General features: G+C 50.4%; 17 protein-coding genes and 1 riboswitch. Of the genes, 10 read left to right on the top strand and 7 right to left on the bottom strand.

Annotation, left to right across the window (positions count from 1 at the left end):
* The first annotated feature begins 133 nt into the window (after nt 1–133).
* From JKK62_RS00545 to JKK62_RS00520, 6 genes are all read left to right on the top strand, one after another.
* Nucleotides 134–2,629, top strand: coding sequence for a YfhO family protein (locus tag JKK62_RS00545; RefSeq protein WP_186833614.1), 2,496 nt, complete (start codon nt 134–136; stop codon nt 2,627–2,629).
* A complete protein-coding gene (locus JKK62_RS00540; RefSeq protein WP_186833613.1) occupies nt 2,626–3,987 on the top strand; it encodes a Sapep family Mn(2+)-dependent dipeptidase in 1,362 nt (453 codons plus the stop codon). Before JKK62_RS00545 ends, JKK62_RS00540 begins: the two co-directional genes overlap by 4 nt.
* Nucleotides 3,988–3,993: 6 nt before the next feature.
* Nucleotides 3,994–4,767, top strand: coding sequence for a DUF975 family protein (locus JKK62_RS00535; protein WP_186833612.1), 774 nt, complete (start codon nt 3,994–3,996; stop codon nt 4,765–4,767).
* Complete coding sequence (locus tag JKK62_RS00530; protein WP_186833611.1) at nt 4,767–5,861, top strand: glycosyltransferase family 2 protein; 1,095 nt, start codon at nt 4,767–4,769, stop codon at nt 5,859–5,861. Before JKK62_RS00535 ends, JKK62_RS00530 begins: the two co-directional genes overlap by 1 nt.
* Nucleotides 5,858–6,703, top strand: a complete 846-nt coding sequence (locus JKK62_RS00525) for a LicD family protein (RefSeq protein ID WP_186833610.1) — start codon at nt 5,858–5,860, stop codon at nt 6,701–6,703. The genes JKK62_RS00530 and JKK62_RS00525 overlap by 4 nt, the downstream gene beginning before the upstream one ends.
* Nucleotides 6,704–6,867: 164 nt before the next feature.
* Nucleotides 6,868–7,062, top strand: a riboswitch (THF riboswitch).
* Nucleotides 7,063–7,153: 91 nt separating this feature from the next.
* A complete protein-coding gene (locus JKK62_RS00520; protein WP_186833609.1) occupies nt 7,154–7,708 on the top strand; it encodes a folate family ECF transporter S component in 555 nt (184 codons plus the stop codon).
* A 145-nt stretch (nt 7,709–7,853) separates the two neighbouring features.
* On the opposite strand, the gene JKK62_RS00515 is transcribed toward JKK62_RS00520, so the two are convergent.
* From JKK62_RS00515 to pulA (JKK62_RS00500), 4 genes are all read right to left on the bottom strand, one after another.
* The gene (locus JKK62_RS00515; RefSeq protein WP_186833608.1) at nt 7,854–8,525 is read right to left on the bottom strand and encodes a hypothetical protein; all 672 of its coding nucleotides are present in this window, start codon (nt 8,523–8,525) and stop codon (nt 7,854–7,856) included.
* Between the two features lie 25 nt (nt 8,526–8,550).
* A complete protein-coding gene (thrH, locus tag JKK62_RS00510; protein ID WP_186833607.1) occupies nt 8,551–9,150 on the bottom strand; it encodes a bifunctional phosphoserine phosphatase/homoserine phosphotransferase ThrH in 600 nt (199 codons plus the stop codon).
* Between the two features lie 501 nt (nt 9,151–9,651).
* Nucleotides 9,652–12,825 (bottom strand): type I pullulanase, encoded by a 3,174-nt coding sequence (pulA, locus tag JKK62_RS00505; RefSeq protein WP_186833606.1) that lies wholly within the window; start codon nt 12,823–12,825, stop codon nt 9,652–9,654.
* Nucleotides 12,826–12,939: 114 nt separating this feature from the next.
* Entirely contained in the window at nt 12,940–15,993 is a 3,054-nt protein-coding gene (gene pulA / locus JKK62_RS00500) for a type I pullulanase (protein WP_201426512.1), read from the bottom strand.
* Between the two features lie 133 nt (nt 15,994–16,126).
* On the opposite strand from pulA (JKK62_RS00500), the gene JKK62_RS00495 reads away from it, so the two are divergent.
* The gene (locus tag JKK62_RS00495; protein ID WP_186833604.1) at nt 16,127–16,438 is read left to right on the top strand and encodes a LysM peptidoglycan-binding domain-containing protein; all 312 of its coding nucleotides are present in this window, start codon (nt 16,127–16,129) and stop codon (nt 16,436–16,438) included.
* Nucleotides 16,439–16,575: 137 nt separating this feature from the next.
* Here the strand turns inward: JKK62_RS00495 and spoVM are convergent, their stop codons facing one another.
* A complete protein-coding gene (gene spoVM / locus JKK62_RS00490) occupies nt 16,576–16,668 on the bottom strand; it encodes a stage V sporulation protein SpoVM (RefSeq protein WP_186833603.1) in 93 nt (30 codons plus the stop codon).
* Between the two features lie 30 nt (nt 16,669–16,698).
* On the bottom strand, nt 16,699–16,836 hold the full coding sequence (locus JKK62_RS00485; RefSeq protein ID WP_186833602.1) for a hypothetical protein: 138 nt from the start codon (nt 16,834–16,836) through the stop codon (nt 16,699–16,701).
* 236 nt (nt 16,837–17,072) lie between these two features.
* On the opposite strand from JKK62_RS00485, the gene JKK62_RS00480 reads away from it, so the two are divergent.
* Entirely contained in the window at nt 17,073–18,017 is a 945-nt protein-coding gene (locus JKK62_RS00480) for an RluA family pseudouridine synthase (RefSeq protein ID WP_186833601.1), read from the top strand.
* 36 nt (nt 18,018–18,053) lie between these two features.
* Here the strand turns inward: JKK62_RS00480 and pgeF are convergent, their stop codons facing one another.
* Nucleotides 18,054–18,881 carry a peptidoglycan editing factor PgeF gene (gene pgeF / locus JKK62_RS00475; RefSeq protein WP_186833600.1) on the bottom strand — a complete coding sequence of 276 codons (828 nt, stop codon included), beginning with the start codon at nt 18,879–18,881 and terminating at the stop codon, nt 18,054–18,056.
* Between the two features lie 308 nt (nt 18,882–19,189).
* Here pgeF and JKK62_RS00470 point away from each other — a divergent pair, with 308 nt between their 5' ends.
* Both JKK62_RS00470 and JKK62_RS00465 read left to right on the top strand, forming a co-directional pair.
* Nucleotides 19,190–19,396 (top strand): hypothetical protein, encoded by a 207-nt coding sequence (locus JKK62_RS00470; RefSeq protein WP_186833599.1) that lies wholly within the window; start codon nt 19,190–19,192, stop codon nt 19,394–19,396.
* A gap of 70 nt (nt 19,397–19,466) precedes the next feature.
* Nucleotides 19,467–21,050, top strand: coding sequence for a glycosyltransferase family 39 protein (locus tag JKK62_RS00465; RefSeq protein WP_186833598.1), 1,584 nt, complete (start codon nt 19,467–19,469; stop codon nt 21,048–21,050).
* The last annotated feature ends 118 nt before the right edge of the window (nt 21,051–21,168 follow it).

Below are 21,168 nucleotides of genomic sequence, written 5' to 3'. Positions count from 1 at the left end.
TTTTAGTGCATTTTATCATATTATGTGTTATAATACATTAGTTAAGGTGCGTATTCTTGCTGCGCCTTCCGTGTTAAGAACATTTTAACACATTTTCCTACGCTCGTAAAGACTTTTCACAGGAGGAACAGAAATGGTTTTGAATCGCATCGATCACGATAAACAACCATATTCGTTATATGCCTTTTTATGGGCGTTTCTCCTCTCTGCTGTCCTGATTGTTCCTGTCATGATCTATGATCAGGGATACTTTTTATACTACGGTGATTTTAATGTCCAGCAGATCCCTTTCTATCAACTGGCTCATGATTCCATCCAAAACGGTGAGATGGGATGGAGCCACTTGACCGATCTGGGCGCTAATTTCATCGGCAGCTACAGTTTTTATGTACTGGGATCTCCGTTTTTCTGGCTGACCGTTCTGCTGCCCTCTGCGTGGGTCCCCTACTGTATCGGACCGCTGTTGATGCTGAAGCTGGGCTTCGCGTCGTTATCCGCCTACATCTACATACGCAGATATGTACGGCATAAGAAATTCGCGGTCATCGGCGGCGTACTATACGCGTTTTCCGGATTTTCCGTCTATAATATCTTTTTCTTCCATTTTCATGAAGCGATCATCATCTTTCCGCTGCTATTAGCGGCGTTGGATGAATTTCACGCGACAAAGCGGAAAGGCGTCGTGGCGCTGGCGGTATGTGCCGCCGCATTGGTCAACTACTACTTCTTTTTCGGACAGGTCGTCTTTGTCATCATCTACTATGTTGTCAAACTGATCTCAAAATCCTATCGCTTTCATTTCCGTGAATTCTTCGCGCTCGCTTTTGAATGTGTCGCGGGATTCGCGATGTCGATGATCCTGCTCCTGCCGTCGGTCGCCGCCATTACGGGTAACTATCGTGTCGCGGAATTCCTGTACGGTTGGGACGCGGTCGTATACCCAAAGGGGCAACGATACGTCCAGATACTGGTCAGTCTGTTCTTCCCCGGTGATGTGCCGGCAAAAAACAACTTCACGCCGTCAGCGGGTGCGAAATGGTCATCCGTCGCCGCGTACATCCCGATGTTCTCCATGACCTACGTGATCGCGCATCTGCGGCTCAAGAAGCGCGGCTTCTTCCGCAGGATGATCATCATTCTGCTGATCATGGCGGGGATCCCGATCCTCAACAGTACCTTCCAGTTCCTGAACAACAATTATTACGCGCGATGGTTCTATATGCTGACGCTGTTGATGGTACTGGTCACTGTTCAGTCGCTCGATAACTTCAACATATATGAATTCAAACGCGGGTTCATTCCGACCGCTGTCATCACACTTGTCATAACGGCGTTGATCGGCTTAATGCCCGATGAAACGGACAAGCCCATCAAATCCTTCCATATCGGCATTGCGGAATCTCCTAAACGCTTCTGGGTATTCGTCATCGCTGCGATATGCGGTCTGGCTCTGACGCTGCTCATCGCTTTTTGCTATCAAAAGAAACGCAAGTGGTTCTTTCGGATCACGGTCATCGCGCTGAGCTTATTTGTCGCGACATACAGCACGATGTATATGTGGTCGGCGCGCAGCTATGCCGATCGTGACGATGAATTCATGATCAACTACGCACTCAACGGCGGTAAGGATATCACGATCGACGACGTCAAAGAGGTGCGATCCGATTTCTATCAAACCTCCGATAATATGGGAATGTTCTGGCAAATACCTAATATACAGGCTTTCCACAGCATCGTACCGGGGTCTTTGATGAATTTCTATAATAATGTCGGCGTTCAGCGTGACGTCGGCTCCCGCCCCTCAACGGATCATTACGGATTAAGGGGACTTTTATCTGTTAAGTATCTGTTCGAGGAGGATGATCCCGATGCTGCCGCTACGGCGTATTCCACACATATGCCCGGCTATCGTTACCTCAGAACCGAAAACGGCTTTGACGCCTACGAAAACGAGCATTATGTTCCGATGGGCTTCACCTATGACCGTTTCATCACTAAAGAGGAATATGATGATCTGAGTAAAGACGTCCGCCATTTAGCCTTATTGAAGGCGATGGTGCTGACGCAGGATCAGATGGAAAAATACGCGGATATCACCGGCTATACAGATGGGATGTACCTCAACCTCAACTTCTCGCATGATCCCAACAAATCACAGGACGTCCATTATCCCAAATACGAAGGCTTCAAAAGCATCACCGGTGATTTTGTTTACGATGAAACAAGCTATTTTGCGGATACAGAACAGCTCAGAGAGCACTCCTGTACCTCGTTCCGCTACACAAAAGACGGCTTTGAAGCACAGTTTGACAATCAAGGGATGGATAATCTTTTGTTTTTCAGTATTCCGTATGAAGAAGGCTGGACCGCCTATGTCAACGGAGAAAAGACTGAGGTTGAAGAGGTCGACGCCGGTCTGATGGCGGTGCGTGTACCGGGACGTCAAACCAGCGAGATCAAATTTGTCTATCACACGCCTTTGCTGAAAGAAGGCTGTATCATATCCGGCGCGGCTGTCGTCGCGCTGGCGATCTACCTGATCATCTTCAAGGGTTTTCGCGCTAAACGAAAATTCCGCAGGACATACAGAATAAAACAGAACACCAAGAAAATGAGGAGGATGTTATGAGTTTCGGCGAAAAAATACTTGACTACAAAGAGGCGATCATCACCGATCTGGCGGAACTGATCGCCATCAATTCCGTTACCGGTATCCAGGACGGCTGTAAAGAGGCGCTGGACTGGATGATGAAGAAAGCGATCAGCTTCGGGCTGAAAGCGGAAAGCATCGAAAATGAGGCGGGTCACGCTGAGTTGGGCGAAGGCGGTAAGCTCTGCGGCGTGCTGGCGCATCTGGACGTCGTTCCCGAGGGCAACAACTGGGACTCTCTGCCGTTTGAGCTGTCGATCGGAGACAACGGATATATGTACGGCCGCGGCGTTGCCGACGATAAGGGCGCCGCGCTGATCAACCTGTATTGTCTGAAAGCACTCAAGGATAACGGCGTTGTCGGTAAAAACACCCTGCGCGCCATCTTCGGCACCAGCGAGGAACGCGGCATGACCGACATGGACAAGTACTTTGAGTACGAACCGATGCCGGAGCTCTCCTTTACTCCCGATTCGGAATATGGTATTTGTGTTGGTGAAAAGGGTATTTTACAATTAGAGCTGTACGCGGATACCCATGACGGCACCACGCTGACCCAGTTCCACTCCGGCAAAGCGACCAACGCTGTCCCCGATACCGCCTACGCGCTTCTCGACTGTACCGAAAACGAGGATCATCAGCTGGCGCGTCTTGCCGACGCGAAGAGAGGTTCTTTCGAATTCTATTACACCATCGACGGCATGATGGTGCTGTCACGCGGTCAGGCGGCTCATGCCGCGGATCCCGAAAAGGGCTTGAATGCCGCTACGGCGCTGATCGATCTGCTGACCTCCAATTTCGCGCTTCCTACGATGGGCTCTCTCCCCTCTTTCATCAGCCACTACATCGGTCTGGACACCGACGGCGTGATGCTGGGCATCAAACAAAGAGATAAGGAATCCGGTTCTCTTTCCGTCAATGTCGGCACCGTCCACATCGACGAGGGCTATGCGACCTGCACGCTGGATATCCGTTATCCGGTGACTGCCGACGGCGAAAAGGTGCTCGAAAAGATCACCCGTCAGGCTCAGAGAGAAGGCATCCATGTCAAGGTGCTGTCGCACTTGAAGCCGCTGTATTTGAGCGAGGATTCCGATATCGTTCGCATCCTCTCCGAATCTTATGAGGCGGTCATGGGCGAAAAGCCGAAGCTCTATACGACCGGCGGCGGTACTTACGCGCGTAAGCTCGGCGGTAAGGGCGTCGCGTTCGGCCCCGTATTCGAGGGAGAAGTCAGCAACATACATAACGCCAACGAATGTATCAATGTTGAAAAATTCTTCCAGCATGCCCAGATCTGTCTGGAAAGCATGTACAATCTTTACACTAAGGGATGATGAACGATGTCTGCTGAAGCAATCATCAAATCACAGGCGCGCGGGATACTAAAGCAAAATTATGTGAGAGCGATCATGGCGCTTTTGATCATTTGTATCCCTTACGCCATCATTGACGGCACGACAACGATCATCTCCTGTCTGGTGCCTCAATTCGTCACGGATGAAACGACAAGTATGATCCTCGTCTATTCGATCGGTTATCCGGTAGAGGTGATTATGGGATTCCTGTTTTCACCGATCATCAACGGCTATATCCGCGCCTTTTATAAAGCGGCGTACACCGAGAAGATCGACTTAAAGGACGTATTCTTTTACTTTGGATCAGGACGTTATATCGACGCGCTCGGGCTCAACGTTCGTTTTATCCTGCGTATGCTGTTGCCGACTTTGCTCCTGTTCTCTCCGCTGATCGCGTACGGCATCATCGTTTCAGCCTTTGCGCCAAACTTTGCCAAGACCGTTATCTACTACGATTGCTACTTTATTCTGGCGGTATTATCCACGATCACGACGGTGCTGTACTCCCTGCGCTACTTTACGGTATTTACCGTCAGCGCCGATAATCCCGACTTTTCACCGAAACAGGTATTTCAATACAACAAATATATCATGAAGCACAGAACCGGCAGCGCCGCTAAGCTGATCTTCAGCTTTACGCCGTGGATACTGCTGTGTCTGTTGATTCTGCCTATGCTGTATGTCATCCCCTATATGACGCAGTCACTGTGCGTGAGCGCGAAATGGATGACAAAGGCGGCGTTGGAGGAGAATGAATAATGAGAGTTTCACTATGTACGATCGCGCGGAACGAAGAAGAAGCGCTGCAGGGCTTGCTCAGAGATTTTGAGGATCAGAACTACCCTCATAATAAGATCGAGGTCATCATGATCGACTCCGACTCCAGCGACCATACGCATGATGTGATGGAGGAGTTTAAAAACGCCGACAACGGTTTTTATGATGTGAAGATCTATAAGACCAACGGTAAAAATCAGGCGTGCGCGTGGAATGTCGCGATCGAACACGCAACCGGCGATATCATCATCCGCGTAGACGCGCACTCCAAGATCCCGCGCCAGTTCGTTTCCCGCAATGTGTTCAATATTCAGGAGGGCGAGAACATCGTCGGCGGCGGTCGTCCCAATATTTGCGCCAACCCCAATCCGTGGACAAAAACGCTGTTGGCGGCTGAAGAAAGCCTGTTCGGCTCGTCGGTAGCGGATTACCGCAGACCTGCCGCGCAAAAGGAATATCACGACAGCCTGTTCCACGCGGCGTATAAGCGCGAGGTATTCGCCACAGTCGGCGGCTTCAACGAGGATCTGGGTCGAACCGAGGACAATGAACTGCACTATCGTATCCGCAAGGCGGGCTACAAGATGTGCTGTTGCCCCGAGATCATCTCGTTCCAGCACACCAGAAGCACCTTTTCACGAATGATCAAACAGAAATACGGCAACGGCTACTGGGTCGGGCTGACGCTGGGCGTATGTCCCGGATGTCTGAGCTACTTCCACTTTATCCCCTTTGTCTTTTTGCTGAGCATCGTCGGCACGTTATTATTGTGGGCGCTGTTGAACCAGCCGGTATTTTTCGCGGTTATCATGGCGATGTATACGATGTTCAACTTCGTCAACACTGTCGGCGCGTTCGTCATCAAAAAGACCGTCAATCCGCTGTTTTTGATCTTACCGCTGCTCTTCCCCGTTCTGCACATCAGCTACGGTATCGGAACACTGATCGGATTGATCAAGCTGCCCTTCTGGAAACACAGTCTGGACGGCAGCGCGCAGAGAAGGATCGAAGAAATCAAAGAGGCGGTCAAGAACAACACCGTTATCTATGACGATGAAAAAGAAGAAATATTATGAGTGAGATCATTAATGTAGACAGAGATACGCTCAGAAAGCTCCAGCTCAAGGAGCTCGAATCACTGGTGTATTTCGATGAATTCTGTAAAAAACATGAGTTGACCTATTTTTTGCTCGGCGGCTGCGTGATCGGCGCGATCCGTCACAACGGCTTTATCCCGTGGGATGATGATATCGACGTGATGATGCCGCGCAGAGATTATGAGCGGATGCTCAAGCTCTGGAAGCAGCATGAGAGCAACGAGAGATTCCTGATGCTGAAAACCGACGGCGACAAGGTATTCACCGGCAACAGCTTCGCGACGTTGATCGATACCTCGGCGACGATGGTCAAAGAGAACCAGAAGGATATCGATGTGCCGCACGGTATCGTGACGGACGTTTTTCCGCTGGACGGATGCCCCGACAGCAAATGGCAGCGCTATTTACAATACTATCACGCGATGATGTACAGCCTGTATATTACCGAAGTGGTGCCCAGTAAGCACGGCGGTCTGATCAAATTCGTCAGCTCGGTACTGTTGAAGCTGGTACCCTCACGCGAAAGACGCACCAAAATCTGGCAAAAGCACGAGAAAAAGATGACCCGCTACGGTTTCCGCACCCATAAAAAGAGCACGGAACTTTGCGCGGGCCCCGGATATATGAAGAATGAGTATCCGCAGGAGGCGTTCAACGAGGTGATCTATCACGAGTTTGAGGGCTTGCAGATGCCGATCCCGAAGGGCTATGACGCATACCTGAAAATGGCGTTCGGCGATTATATGGAGCTGCCGCCGGAGGATAAGCAGGTACCGCACCATGATCTGGTGGCGCTGGATCTGGAAACGCCGTGTCGATAGGCTATTGACAAATCACTGTTCCATGAGTATAATGGATGACGGTTAAATTTGGTTGAAAACACCTTAGAAACCCTCAGGCGCTTCGCGCCAGCTCCCTTAGGAAAGGGAGCCTTTGATTGAGATCGGACACATGCGTCCTTATTCTCGCAATGACGATAAAAATAAACAGAGTAAAAGAATACGCGTTAAGTGTTTGCCGAACGGGGAGTTGACGGCAGAACGAAAGCGGCGCGCCGCTTTTTCAGTCAATGACTGACGCTTGATGAAAGCAACTAAAAATGCTTCAAAAAGCTGACATTCAGTCTAAGACGGAAAAAGGGCACGCGTGCCCTGCGGTGTATTCTTTGCATCCCGCTGTTGCATACGGAAACCTCCTTATGCGATGGAAGCACACGTGTTCCATACGATGACCGCACGGTGCTGAATGAGATGCGCAAAGGAGGTATTTTTATGACTTATCTGAAAAAATTCGCAAGTTCATCCAAGGAATTGACCCATGTGCAGACGCTCGCCGTATGCGCGATGATGCTGGCGCTGAGAGTGATCCTCGGCATCTTCACGAACTTCACGCTGGCGTTCATGCCGTTCGTCAAGATAGGGTTTTCCTTTATCCCCATCGTGATCACCGCCTATCTGTACGGTCCCGTATGCGCGGCGATCGTATCCGGCGCGGGTGATGTGCTGTCTATTATCCTGGCGAACCCGACCGCCTTTTCCATGAATCCCGCGCTGACGGCGTGCTATGTGTGGGAGGGCATCATCTACGGCGTAGTGCTGTATCAGAGCGAGTTCAAGCTCAAAGACATCATCATCGCCAAGGCCGCGGTATTGCTGCTGTGCTCATTGCCGCTGACTACACTGATCCTCAGCGGGATGATGAATATTCCGTACTTTACGCTGCTGCTCTATCGCGCGGCTGTGCTGATACCGTTCGGCGTGATCGAAGTACTGATCACACGATTGATCAAGCCCCTGCTCAACAGGATTAAAGCCATCAAGACATAAGATAAATCAAGGCTGTCACTTCGTTCCATTGATACAATCCCTCAGTCGTCCGACACGCGTGTCGGACGACAGCTCCCTTTACCAAAGGGAGCCACATAAAGAAAAGCACCTCGAAAAGAGGTGCTTTTTGCTTTAGATGTGAATACTATCTCACCATTTTGAAGATTACTTTTTCTCCTTTTTGATAACAAGGAATTGATGGGTCGCCATATTTTGAGTTCCATTTTTCTACAGTAAATGATTCAATAGATTCAGATTCAGATAAAAAAGGTACGGAGAAAACTTCTGAACCGGATGTAACGGTAAACGATTGTTCGTCGTGATCGTATTCAAATGGTCCTGAAAGAATGATTGTGTACTTGTTTTCTGTTGAGGCTGTCATCTCAAATCCAACATTAACATCAAAAGATATTTCAGTATTATATGCTTTGCCATCAATATAGTATTGTGCATGTGTTTTCGTGTAACCGAATGGTCCGTACTTTGCATCAAGAATAAACGAAATCTTTCCATCTGTACTTTTCCATTCTTTTGCATATTCGCTACCTGTAGTAAAAAACTCACCGTTACCTACATCTTCCGATCTTTTTACTTCTTTTTGATACATTTCATAATAGTTGAGATCGTCGGCTACTGTTGGGGGAATAGTTGTTTCCGCTTCCGTAGGAACGCTTTCGGTATCCTTTTGAATTTCGGTAGAAATAAGCTCCGTAGCCACAGTGGTTTCCTTCGTATTCCTGTCTATTTTTTCCTGCTGCTGAGAACAGGCGGTTAACAGCAAAGCTATCAATAAAACTATAATAAAATACTTTATCATCACAGTTAATCCTACTATTCAAATTTTACAGTGCCGATTTGATCAGGGTCAACAGCTCGTCATAGGTATCGCACGCGGGGATGTCGGGATAATCCGCTTTGATGCTGTCGGGAGCGCGGAAGAGGAATCCCGCCTTGCTCGCTTGGATCATTGCGAGATCGTTGAAGCTGTCGCCGGACGCGATGGTCTCAAAGCCGCAGGACTGGAGCGCGCGGACGGTAGTGAGCTTGGTCTTTTCGCAGCGGAGCTTATAATCGGTGATCTTGCCGTTTTCGTCAACGACCAATTCATTGCAGAAGATCGCCGGCCAGCCGAGTTTCTCCATTAGAGGCTTCGCGAACTGAGAGAAGGTATCACTGAGGATGACCGCCTGTGTGGTGGCACGCAGCTCATCCAAAAACTCTTTGGCGCCGGGCATGGGATCGATCGTGGCGATCGTCTTCTGGATCTCCTTGAGTCCCAGACCGTGCTGATTGAGGATATCCAGACGATATTTCATCAGCTTGTCATAATCCGGCTCGTCACGGGTCGTGCGCTTTAATTCCGGAATACCGGACGCCTCCGCGAACGCGATCCAGATCTCGGGAACCAATACGCCCTCTAAATCTAAACATACAATATTCATAGCAGTACCTTCCTTATAATAATATTACTCTATTATTAAACTACACAGAGAGATGTTTGTCAAGAGAAAAGGAAAGATGGATGGCTTGCGGATAGAACGGATATAGATACGGGAGGAGTGCAGTGGCGTTTATCCAATCACAGGCTACGCCAGTTCTTGGAACGCTGTTGCATGGGAGTTGTATACCAAATCATAGATTCGGACAACTCCTCAAAGCCCCTCCCCTACGATGTGATTTGCTTCGCGAGTAGAGAGATGAAACGGTAAGGTATCGGCGGGAACAAGCCCCCGCCCTACAGGGTTGCATCTGCTTCGCGCATAGAGAGAGGAAACGGAAAAGTGTCGGTACGTCGGCAAGCGCCGCACCCTACAATGAGTTGCATCTGCTTTGCACTTAGAGTGATAGTACGGAAGGGTTTCGGGAGAGTCAAGACCCTCCCCTACATAGAGTTTTTACAGAATGAGAGCCCATCCTTGCGGATGGGCTCCTGTCATTGATTATCAGTTTGCTTCGTCGGGATTGTAGTTGTAATACTTACACCAGTCGCCGTTGTTCTTGCCTACCAGATCATCCTGGATAACGACCCAGATCTCGGGATAATCGTCATACGAAATACCGATATTCTGACCGTCGACTACGCCGTAGTCCTTAGTCTGCGGGGTGCCGTTATTGCTGATGATGAAGTAGTAGTTCAGACCGCCGGGGATCGGGAAGGTCACATCATACCAGCCGTTTTCATCGGGATTCGTCAGCAGTAAGCCGGGCCAACCGTCATAGCAGTTGATCGCCTGACCCGCGCCGTCGTATGCCCATGCCCACAGATTGGGCGCCCATGTCTGGTCGCCGCTGTGCTTGACATGCATCTTGGGGCTTGCGACGCTGTAGGAATACCAATAGTTGACAACGATCCTCTTGTTGACGGTGCCGGAAGCGTTAGCAGGCATTTCGTCGAGCTTATAATAAGCAATGGTCAGCGGATCGGTGGAGTATTTCTCACCGTAGCGATACTTCGTAACGGTTGAGTTAGCGATCGACTTGAGAGTACCGTCATCCTGTCTGCCCAGATAGCGGGTGGTGACAGTATAGGTAGAGTTGATCATACCGGCAAGATAACGCTGGAGCAGAACGACATCAGCGATATCGGTCACGCCGTTCTGATCATAATCGCCGCGAGCGGCATGATCTTCATCCAGTTGGATCATATTAGCATCATATCTCTGGAGAGTGGTAACATCGAGGAGGTCAACAACACCGTCGTCGTTGACGTCGCCATAAGGCGCTCTGAATCTCTCGGGGATATAATCAATATAATTGAAGGTCACGGTCTTGGGCTGTTCGGAGAAGGTACCGTCGACATCGCCTTCAATGGAGTCGAGCTCATATTCGATCGGGATGGAACCGTCAGCCTCTACCGAATAACCCTCGCCGGGCTTGCCGATCAGGGTGTTGGTGGAGAGGATCTCACCGGTCTTTTTGTAGACGCTGTTGATCGTCAAAGTAGAGAAATCGGAACCGATCGCGCACTCTTCAAAGGTGCTCTTTTCAACCGCGATCACAGCGGAGTATGCGGGTACAGTAAAGGTTTTGCCCTTGAACTCGCCGAGCTTCTGTACACCCGCGACCTGATCGTTCGCGACGATGACCCACTCGGTATCATCGGTAACGCCGGAAGTCGCCTTGGTGAAACGATAGTTCTTCTCAACATTAGTGCCGTTATAGACAACAGCGATCTTGCTCCATTCACCATCGGTCCGGTTGTCAACGGTGTAAGCGATCGGGTTCACGGAACCGGTAGCGGAAGTATCGAAGTTGTACTTGTAGTTGCCGCCGTCAGCCTCTGTTACATTGGCGGTAAAGGGAGAGAACGCCTTTCTCAACTCGAACATACCTCTGTAATAGGATACGATATCGGCGTTGGTCTTTAAGAGCGACCAGTCGATCATGTTCAGGGTCGCGGCACTCTTGTAGGAGTTCTCGTCGCCGTCCTTAGAACGACCCATCTCTTCACCCGCGAGGATGAAATCCATACCCTGACAGGAGCTGATGATCGCGCCGGTGAGCTTATTCTGCTTGACAACGTTCGCAAAACGCTGACGATAGTTAGCGATCGTACCTGCCTGATCTACATAAGCGAGCTTATCGTAAAGGGTGTAGTTATCGTGGCAGGACGCATAGGTCAGGCACTGCTCGGGAGTGACCGCGTGCCATCTTGACTTACCGACGGTATTCGCGCGAATACCAAAGTTGACGCCGGGAGCGGCAGTCTTGACGTTCTGTACAAAACCGCCCTCTTCCTTATGGAAGACATTACCCTTGATCGCGTCACGGATCTGATCGTTGAAGAAACCGATTCTGGTTGAGAGCTTATCGGAGTTGCCCTGAACGGTCATGAAGGTATCGGTACCGGTGCAGGTGGTGGGATCGTATACGGTGTCGCCCGACCAGCCTTCGCCGTACATGATGATACGGGAATCGATCGCGTCCATATCATCACGGATCAGGTTCATGGTCTCGCCGTCATGTACGCCCATCAGGTCGAAGCGCAGACCGTCGATGTGATACTCTTCGGTCCAGTATTTGATCATTTCGCGCATATACTTACGATACATCGCGCGCTCGGAAGCGGTGTCGTTACCGCAGCCGGACTGCTGGCTGTAGCCGCCGTCAGCCGCCATACGATAATAATACTCGGGGACACATGCGGTGAAGCACGAGTCTACGGAGTAGGTGTGGTTGTAAACAACGTCCATGATGACGCCGATGCCAGCGTCATGGAGCGCTTTGATCATCTGCTTGCACTCGTTGATACGAACATTGCCGTCGTAGGGATTCGAGGAATACGAACCCTCGGGAACGCCGTAGTTCTTGGGATCATAACCCCAGTTGAACTGAGTGGGATCACCGGACTCGTCGATGGTCGCGAAGTCATACATCGGGTTGATCTGAACGTGGGTAACACCGAGGCTCTTTAAGTAGTCGATACCGGTGGAGATAGAACCCTCGTTGTCAAGGGTAGTACCGGTCTCGGTGAAGCCGAGGAATTTACCGCGGTTCTCAGCGCTGACGCCGGAGTTCTCCGCATAGGAGAAGTCCTTGACATGAACTTCCCAGATGATCGCGTCAGTTTGCTTGTCGGTGAAAACATGGGAATCTCTATCCCAGTCCTCGGGATCGGTCTTGCTGAGATCGACAACCATGGAACGGTTTCCGTTCACGCCTACCGCATAGGAATAAGGATCCTGCGTCTCGACCGTCTTGGTGCCGGTAGAGTTGTAGATGTGGTTGGGATTAGTGATGGTGTAGGTGTAGTAGGTGTTGACGATATCGCCGCTAACGGTGATCGTCCATACGCCTGTCCATCTTTCGTTTTCCATCAGCTTTTCCATCTCGACTGTGCCGAGATCCTGTGCGCCGTCTTCGTCATCGGAGCCGGTCGCGTAGCGGTTGAGCTTGACCTCAGTTGCCAGCGGCGCCCATACCTTAAAGGTAGTGGCGTCGGGGGTGTAGAGAGCACCCAACTCACCGTCATAGGCATATTCCGAATCCAGCGCCATAGCTGCAACACTGTAAGGATTGGCAACGGCAGCAGAGGTAGATACCATCGCTACGGATACCATCGATACAACGAGCATCACGCATAGAAGCAGAGATATGATTCTTCTTGTTTTTTTCATGCATTTTCCTCCTTAAAAAAATATTTATGAAAAAACACTTTCCAACAACTTTATTACAAACGCGGATCCGACCGCAGTCACGGCGAAAGTTCGCGTTGTCATCTTATCAGATCATCAATCCTCGATTTGGATCGACATCATCTTTCTCTTCTTCGATACGCGTCGAAGAATGATCACAGCGGCGATGATGACCGCGATGAATCCGACGAACACCAGAATGATCGTCAGCAGATTGTTTTTGACCGTCAGCCAAAATGCCCTCTGCGGATTCTGATAGTATACGAGAACATTCAGCTCGTTTTCGGAGAAAACGGCGTTTTCGTTGGAGATATCATAATATTTGTATCCGTCAAACTCCATTTCCTCGATTTCGAGCTTATCCCCTTCGACGCCCCTGTAGGATTTCAGCGACAGGATCGTGCCGTCATCCGCCAAATAGATCACGTTAGCGGGACAGGTGAATTCGGAATCCCCGTTATCCGTGCTTGCCGCGTCTTTATAGGTGTAGACCACTTCGATGGGATCCTTCGTATACAATCCGGCGCCGTTTTCGGGCAGGTTGTCCAGATCCAGTGAATATCCCTTGATACCGGGGATCGACGGCGTGTAGTACTGCTGTCCGACACGGTTCGTCATCACGATGGTATTGGCGATCACCTTATTATCCGCGTTGACGAATTTGACCGTCACCGTGGAATATTCGCCCTTGTACGCAACGCAGCTGACGTCGATGATATCAAAATCTTTGGACAAGGTTCCGCTGAGTCCAGAATCGGAGAGGATATTATAGTTGAACAGGATCTCGGAGGGAGTTGCCGCTACGTAGGATTCGTTTTTCGCACCGGTCAGGCGTTCTTCACAAACGACAGAGCCGTCATTCGCCTTATCCTTGTAGCGGATATAAAGCAAGCATTCCGGCGCTTCCTGCTCGAGATCGGCAAAGCTCTTGGCGTCCACCAAAATGCGCGCCGATGTAGCGGGTACGCTGACAGTGCCGTTGGCGTCACCGAGCTTGGTTAAGCCGGCACGCCGGTCATCCGCTACGATCACCCAATCGCCTTCGGGCAGTGAAATGGTAGAGGGCTTGGACGGATCGCCGTTGAGCGCCACGACAACAGACGGCATATCGGCTCCTGTGACGGAATACGCAATGGTATTTTTGGAGGAGCTCTCGAGATAATTCAGCTCGGTGCGTTCACCGGTGCCGTCACGCAGTGTGGGGATTGCCTTGCGGATACTGATCAGACCTTTATAATAATCGGTCATGATGGTGTATCGATAACGCGACAGCCAGTCGATCTGATTGATCTCGACCGACGACTGATAGGAATTTTCATCACCCTGCTTGGTTCTGCCGAGTTCCTCACCCGCGAGCATAAACGGTACGCCGCGCGACATGAGAACCGCCGCCGCGGACAACTGATTCATCTTCAAGAGATCCTCTCGCCGCAGGGTATACTTCCCGTCATCCTTAACAGAGGCGGTCAGCTTATCATAGAGGGTCAGGTTGTCGTGACAGGACGCGTAGTTGACGCATTGCGCGGGGATGGAAGCCCATCCGTTGCCGGTGCCCTCGATCGCGCTGCGGACGCCTCCCTTGGAGGAACCCTCCTGCACAAAGCCCTTGCCGGACGCGTCAAAGTTGGAGCCCTTGATCGCGTCGCGACCGGTATCGTTGAACGCGCCGATCCGCTTGGACATCTTATCCATGTTGTCCTGATTCGCCAGAACGGTATTGGCATTCACGGTAGTCTTCATGTTCCACGCTTCGCCGTACATGATGATATGTTCGCCGTCGGACAGCGCGTCCAGATCCGTGCGGATGCCGTTCATGGTATCGACGTCCATCAGACCCATCAAGTCGAAGCGGAAACCATCGATATGGTATTCATCCGCCCAGTACGCGACGGATTCACGAATGAACTTACGCGCCATATAGCGCTCGGTGGCGACGTCGTTACCGCAACCGGAGCCGTTCGACCATGATCCGTCCTCATTGAAGCGGTAATAATAGTAGGGCGCGATATGGTTGAAGAACGAATTATCGGATTCGTAGGTATGGTTATAGACAACATCCATGATCACGCCGATGCCGGCTTCATGGAGCGCCTTGATCATCTGCTTGCACTCGGTGATACGGGTCCTGCCGTCATAGGGATCGGACGAATAGGAGCCCTCGGGCGCGTTATAGTTCTTGGGATCATAGCCCCAGTTATACTGCATATCGAGCGAATCCGCTTCGTCGATGGACGCGAAGTCATAGAAGGGATTGATCTGCACATAATTGACGCCCAGTTCCTTGAGGTAGCTCACACAGGTCGAAACGCTGCCCTCTTCACCGTCGAGCGTAGTATCCTTCTCGGTGAACGCGAGGAACTTGCCGCGGTTCCTTTCACTAACGCCCGAGGATTCCGCCGCGGAAAAATCACGCACGCTGACTTCCCATACGATCGCGTCGGAGGCTTCACTCACACGCTTGAAGCTGTCATCCGACCAGCCCTCGGGATCGGTATCGTCCAGATCGACGATCATACCACGGTCGCCGTTCACTCCGACAGCCTTGGCGTAGGGATCGACCACTTCATAGGTATTGTCCCCGATCGTGATCTTATAGGTGTAGTACATATTCTTGAAGTCGCCCTCAAGCGTCACATACCATGTACCGACGCTTTTGGAGAAGCTCATCGGCTTGACGGCGATGGTATTGAAGCCCTCCTCCTTATCGGAACCGGTCTTATAGATGCACACCTTCACATCATCCGCCGTAGGCGACCAGACCTTGAAGGTCGTGTAGTCCTCGGTGTAGGTCGCGCCCAAGTCGGATTCACGATAGACCGTTTCATCCAGCTTAGCCGCGTATTTGGCGTAGCCCAGCCTTTTGGGATCGGGCTTCGGGGGTTCTGTGGGAGGCGGATCTGTCGGCTCCTCGGTCGGCTCTTCAGTTTCTTCTTCCGTCGGTGCTTCGGTCGGAGGCTCTGTGGGAGGCGCTTCGGTAGGCGCTTCCTCGACGACTTCTTCCACCTGCTCAGCCGGCTGCTCTTCTTCATCGGCATAAAAACAAGTCGCCGTGACAGACAGAAGCAACAGCAGCGCTAAAATCAGTGAAATCACACGTTTTAAGATCAATTTATCAACCTCGAATTTCACGTTATTATACGCGTTTATCATATCAAAAAAGTAACTATATTTAATTCTGTATTAGAAATATAATGATAATATTCAATATTTTTCTACGATGAACCGTCACGATTTTTTGTCATATTCATATAATGTAATACCGATTATGGAAAAGAGGTAGAGTATGGAAACGGTAACCTATACAGTACGCCCCGGCAACACGCTGTACGCGATCGCGCAGTTCTTCGGCACAACGGTGAAGAAGATCGCTCAGGCGAACGGGCTGAGCTGTCCTTACACGATCTATCCGGGTCAGGAGCTGATACTGCCGATCGAGCAGATCCAATCGCCGCGGTACTATGTGGTGCGGCCAGGCGATACGATCGTCGGTATTGCGGACCGCTACGGGCTGGAGATCGAAAACATATTGGCGCTGAATAATCTGGAGGATCCCAATATCATTTATCCGGGACAGATACTCAGACTGACAAAGTGAACGGAGCCGCTGCCTTTTTGGCGGCGGCTTATTCTATTGATCCGAAGCATGATAAAGAATACGGGAGGAGCACCCCTCCCCTACAATATCCATTCAAATTACAAAAGCGGCAGATGTCTGCCGCTCTATGTACTTCCCTATTCTTTTGTTTCCTTTATCTTTTTGATACCGTAGATCTTTCTGAGAAAGAAGCCCAGTATCTTTGGATGATCGAGTACGACTACCTTCATCACTGCCTCCTTATCGACCGCGCCGACACATCATCGACGGCGCGCTATACAGGTGATGATCAGAACGACCGCCGCGATCACGCACACCGCCTTTGCGGGCAAAAGCGACGCGACGAGCAGTCCGGCTGAGAACGCGATCGGTACGCTGCAATTCTTACATTTCTGCATGATCATCACCTCTTTACATACTACGCAGACAATGATCAAATGTTACAGTTGAATTGTCATAGGGATTTTGGTATAATAAACTTCCCCGGTACATTTGACCCTTTTTAATCGGTTGAGATTGCCACAGGGCGCATTACAGATTGTCATTGCGAGGAGGAACCTCGTTCCGACGCGGCAATCTCAACCTTAACCAATGCGCCCTTCGCAATGACTTTTTTGAAAAAAACGGTGAGAACATGCGACAATTAACCATCAATAAGAACGACGCGGGTCAGCGCTTGGACAAGTATTTATCCAAGCGTTTTAAAACCATGCCCAAAAGTCTGATGTACAAATATCTGCGCACCAAATATATCAAGCTCAACGGAAAGAAGGTCACCCCCGAAGTCTTTCTCAATGAGGGCGATGTGCTGACCTTCTATATCAAGGACGAGTTTTTTGAAGAAAAAAAGCATTATGACTTTCTCAAAGCGGGAAAGGAGCTCGATATCGTCTATGAGGACGAGAACATCCTCCTGCTGGACAAAAAGGTCGGCGTGATCTGTCATCAGGATAACCGCTACGACGCGGACGCGCTGAATCTGCGGGTACTGCGTTATTTATATGAAAAGGGCGATTACGATCCCGAGAAGGATCAAAGCTTCACCCCCGCTCTGTGCAATCGTATCGACCGCAACACCGGCGGCATCGTGATAGCGGCGAAGAACGCCGAGGCGCTGCGCGTGATGAATCAGAAGATCCGCGACAATGAGCTGAAAAAGTATTATCTGTGCGCGGTCAAGGGCTGTCCGAAGCCCCGGCACGCGACGCTCACCGCATATCACCGCAAGGATGAACGAACCAACACCGTGCAGATCGTCGATAAAGAGCGTGAGGGATTCAAAAAGATCATCACCGAATATACCGTATTGGAGCCATCCCCTACCCTTTCCGTGTGCGAAGTTCTGCTTCACACAGGACGCACCCACCAGATCCGCGCGCACATGGCGCATATCGGGCATCCGCTGCTGGGGGATGAAAAGTACGGCGATAAAAAATACAACGCCCGCTATCATATGAAGCGGCAAGCGCTGTATTCGTATAAGCTGCAATTCTGTTTCACGACCCCGGCGGGGTGTCTGGAAAACCTCAACGGTCAGACCTTTGAAGTCAAAAAGGTCAAATTTCTCGATAAAATATAAAGACATTCCTTCAAACAGGGAATGTCTTTTTCTGCATTATTCCGCGTTGATGCGCAGCATGGCGCACATGGTGCCGCGGTCGCCAGCTGTCGCGCGATGGCTCCACAAGAGATCGCTGTTATGCTTGGTGCATACGTCGCTGACGGTGATATTCTCCGGCTTGACGCCGCAGGAGATCAAAATCTGACGGTTACACTCGAGCATATCCACCATGAATTTGCCGTCGTCTTTCGGAAATACGAATCGATCACTGTTGAGTCCCAGCGCGTAGAATTCATCGGCACACGCCTTGTCGACCTCGTAACAGCAAACGGAGATATTCGGCCCGACGGCGCAAATCAGATCGGCGGGATCGGTACCGAAGCTGTCGCGCATGGCGTCGATCACCTTTTCGGCGATCCTGCCCACCGTACCGCGCCATCCCGCGTGCGCCAGACCGATCGCGTGAGTACGGCTGTCGACAAAGAACAGCGGCGTGCAGTCGGCATAATAGGTGCACAAGGTCACGCCCGGCTCGATCGTCACCAAGCCGTCAACACTCATGATGTCCTTTTCACGATAGATGCCGATCCCCTTCTCGGCGGAGGTCACGACGCGCACAAAGGTATGATGATCCTGTGAGGACGCGACCAATGAGCGGTAGTCAAAGCCCGCCGCTTTGCAGAACATCCGATAATTCTCCGTGACCGCCTCACGGTCATCATGGTCAAAGCTCATGTCCATCGGATGGATGGTGCGGGTACCCTCACCGTGCTTTGTCGAAAAAGCGTGACGGATGAAAGGGATCCCGGATAAACGGTCATATGTCAGGAACGACACACCGTCTACGGTATTTAAAGTAAAAACGTTCGATTGAAAGTCCATAAAAATCTCCATTAAGATATAAATAAAAGAGGAAACAAGACAACCCTCCGGCGCTTTGCGCCACCTTCCTCGCCGGAAACGGCTTCTTCTGCGAAGACAGCCGACCCTTTTGTCCGCTTTGCGGACATTTCCCCTAACAGGGGAATCTCCCCTTGTGCTTTGGACATTCCCCCAACGGGGGTACCTTAGGAAAGGGAGGCTAAAATATTATACTACGTTCATCAATGACTTGCAATAGTCAAAATATAATGCTATACTATTTTAGTTAAGTCAACTTTTACAAAGATTACTGCTATTTGGTGATAGAAATGAAAAAACAACTGTTCGGGAAGAATATTGTTCCCTCCTGCGTGTATTGTGAATATTCAAAGAATGAAGGCGAGTCACAGTTTTGTACCGTTAACAAACAGCTGAAAAACGGTAAGTGCAAAAAGTTCAAATACAATCCCATCATGCGCGAACCGAAGGGCATGGCGCCGCTGAAGTCCTTTGATAAAGAAGATTTTTCACTCTAATCCGATCCCCGCAGCCCTGATCAAAAGAAGCATAGGGCTTTATCAAGAAGTATCAACAAAGGAGAATAACGTGGATAAGACACTCAATGCGAGAACAAAAACCGTACAGATCTGCTCCTGTATCGCGATCTATCTGATCGCGGTGCTGTTTGCGTTATTGTCGGTCGCATCCATCTTACAGACCTGTCGCATCGATCCGGCGAATCCCTACGCGGAGATCGTCAACTTTGATAAGGATCTGGTGCTGACGAATATCGCGCTCATCGGCTTGACGATCTTGGGCGCGCTTGTTGCGCTGAGAAAGAACTTTTCCATCAGCAAGCTCAACACCAAATTCATCGTCGGCGTGATGCTGTTGGTGACAACGATCCTGTCGCTCGTATGGATCACGCTGGTCAAGTCGATCGCGAGCGGCGACGCGATGATCCTGCTCAATACGGCGCGTGACGCGGCGAAGAACAATTATCAGAGCTTCCACACCTCATGGGAGTATTACGGCAACCACAGCTATTACCTCTTCTATCCGTTCCAGCTGGGTTATGTATTCTTTGCCGAGATCCTGTACCGCATATTCGGCACCGGCAGCTCGGACATCCTTTTCCAGATCCCGAATGTGATCGCGCTCGACTGCATCTATGTCGGACTGGTGATGATCACCAAAAAGCTCTTTGACCGCAAATCGGTCACCAATATCACGGCGATCGCGCTGACGATCTGCTTCCAGCCGATGTTCATGACCACCTTCACCTACGGACTGATCTTAGGTCTGGCGTTCTCGGTATGGAGCGTGTACTTTGTGATCCGCTATATGCGGGAGAACAAGATCAAATTCGCCGTATTCGCCGTACTGCTGATGGCGGTTTCGGTATTGCTCAAGTATAACAACATGATCCTCATGGCGGCGGTATGTATCGCGCTTTTGCTGCACGTGATCGGCAAGAAGCGATTCCTCGCGCTGGCGGTCATCGCCGCGATGATCCTGTGCTCCGTCGGACTGCAGAAGCTCGTGATATACAGCTACTCCGCCCGCAGCGGTGTGGAGCTGAACACGCAGGTGTCGCAAAAGATGTACGCCTACATGGGCATCTGTGAATCCGGTATGGCGCCGGGCTGGTACAACGGTAAGGCGATGGAAACCATGCGAGACGCCAATATGGACGTCGAAAAAGCAAACAAGGTCGCGTCAGAGGGCATCAAACAGCGTTTTGACACGCTGACAAAGAATAATCAGTTCGTTGAGTTCTACAAGCAAAAGCTGATCAGCCAGTATAATGAACCGAGCTTTGAATCCATCTGGATCAGTCAGGTGCGCAAGCACGATTATCCCGAGGGTGAGCAATTGCCCAAGCTCGTGGACTCTGTCTACTCCGGCGGATTGTCAAAGGTATTCGACAACTGGTTCAACTACTACGTGATGATGACCTACATTTTCTTTACGGCGGGGATGATCTGGTTAATCTTCCGCAAAAAGCTCAATACGGAGAGTTTGATCCTGCCGGTCGCGATCCTCGGCGGCGCGCTGTATCACTTGATATTCGAGGGAAAAAGTCAGTATATCCTCCCCTACTTCATCCTGCTGATTCCCTTTGCCGTGTACGGATTTGTTGAGAGTATGCGAGCGCTGCACAAGAAGAGCAAGGTACTGTTTGAATAAGAATGATTCAGTAAAACCACAACAATAATCACGTATCATGGGACTGTGAAACACCTCGGTGTTTTTACAGTCCCATTTTCTTTTTTATTCTAAGTCGGGCGGGTTATTTATCCATCAA

The sequence above is a fragment of the Ruminococcus difficilis genome, assembly GCF_016680995.1.
Note: the sequence above shows the minus strand (reverse complement) of the source record. Positions and strands in the feature narration are given on the sequence as shown.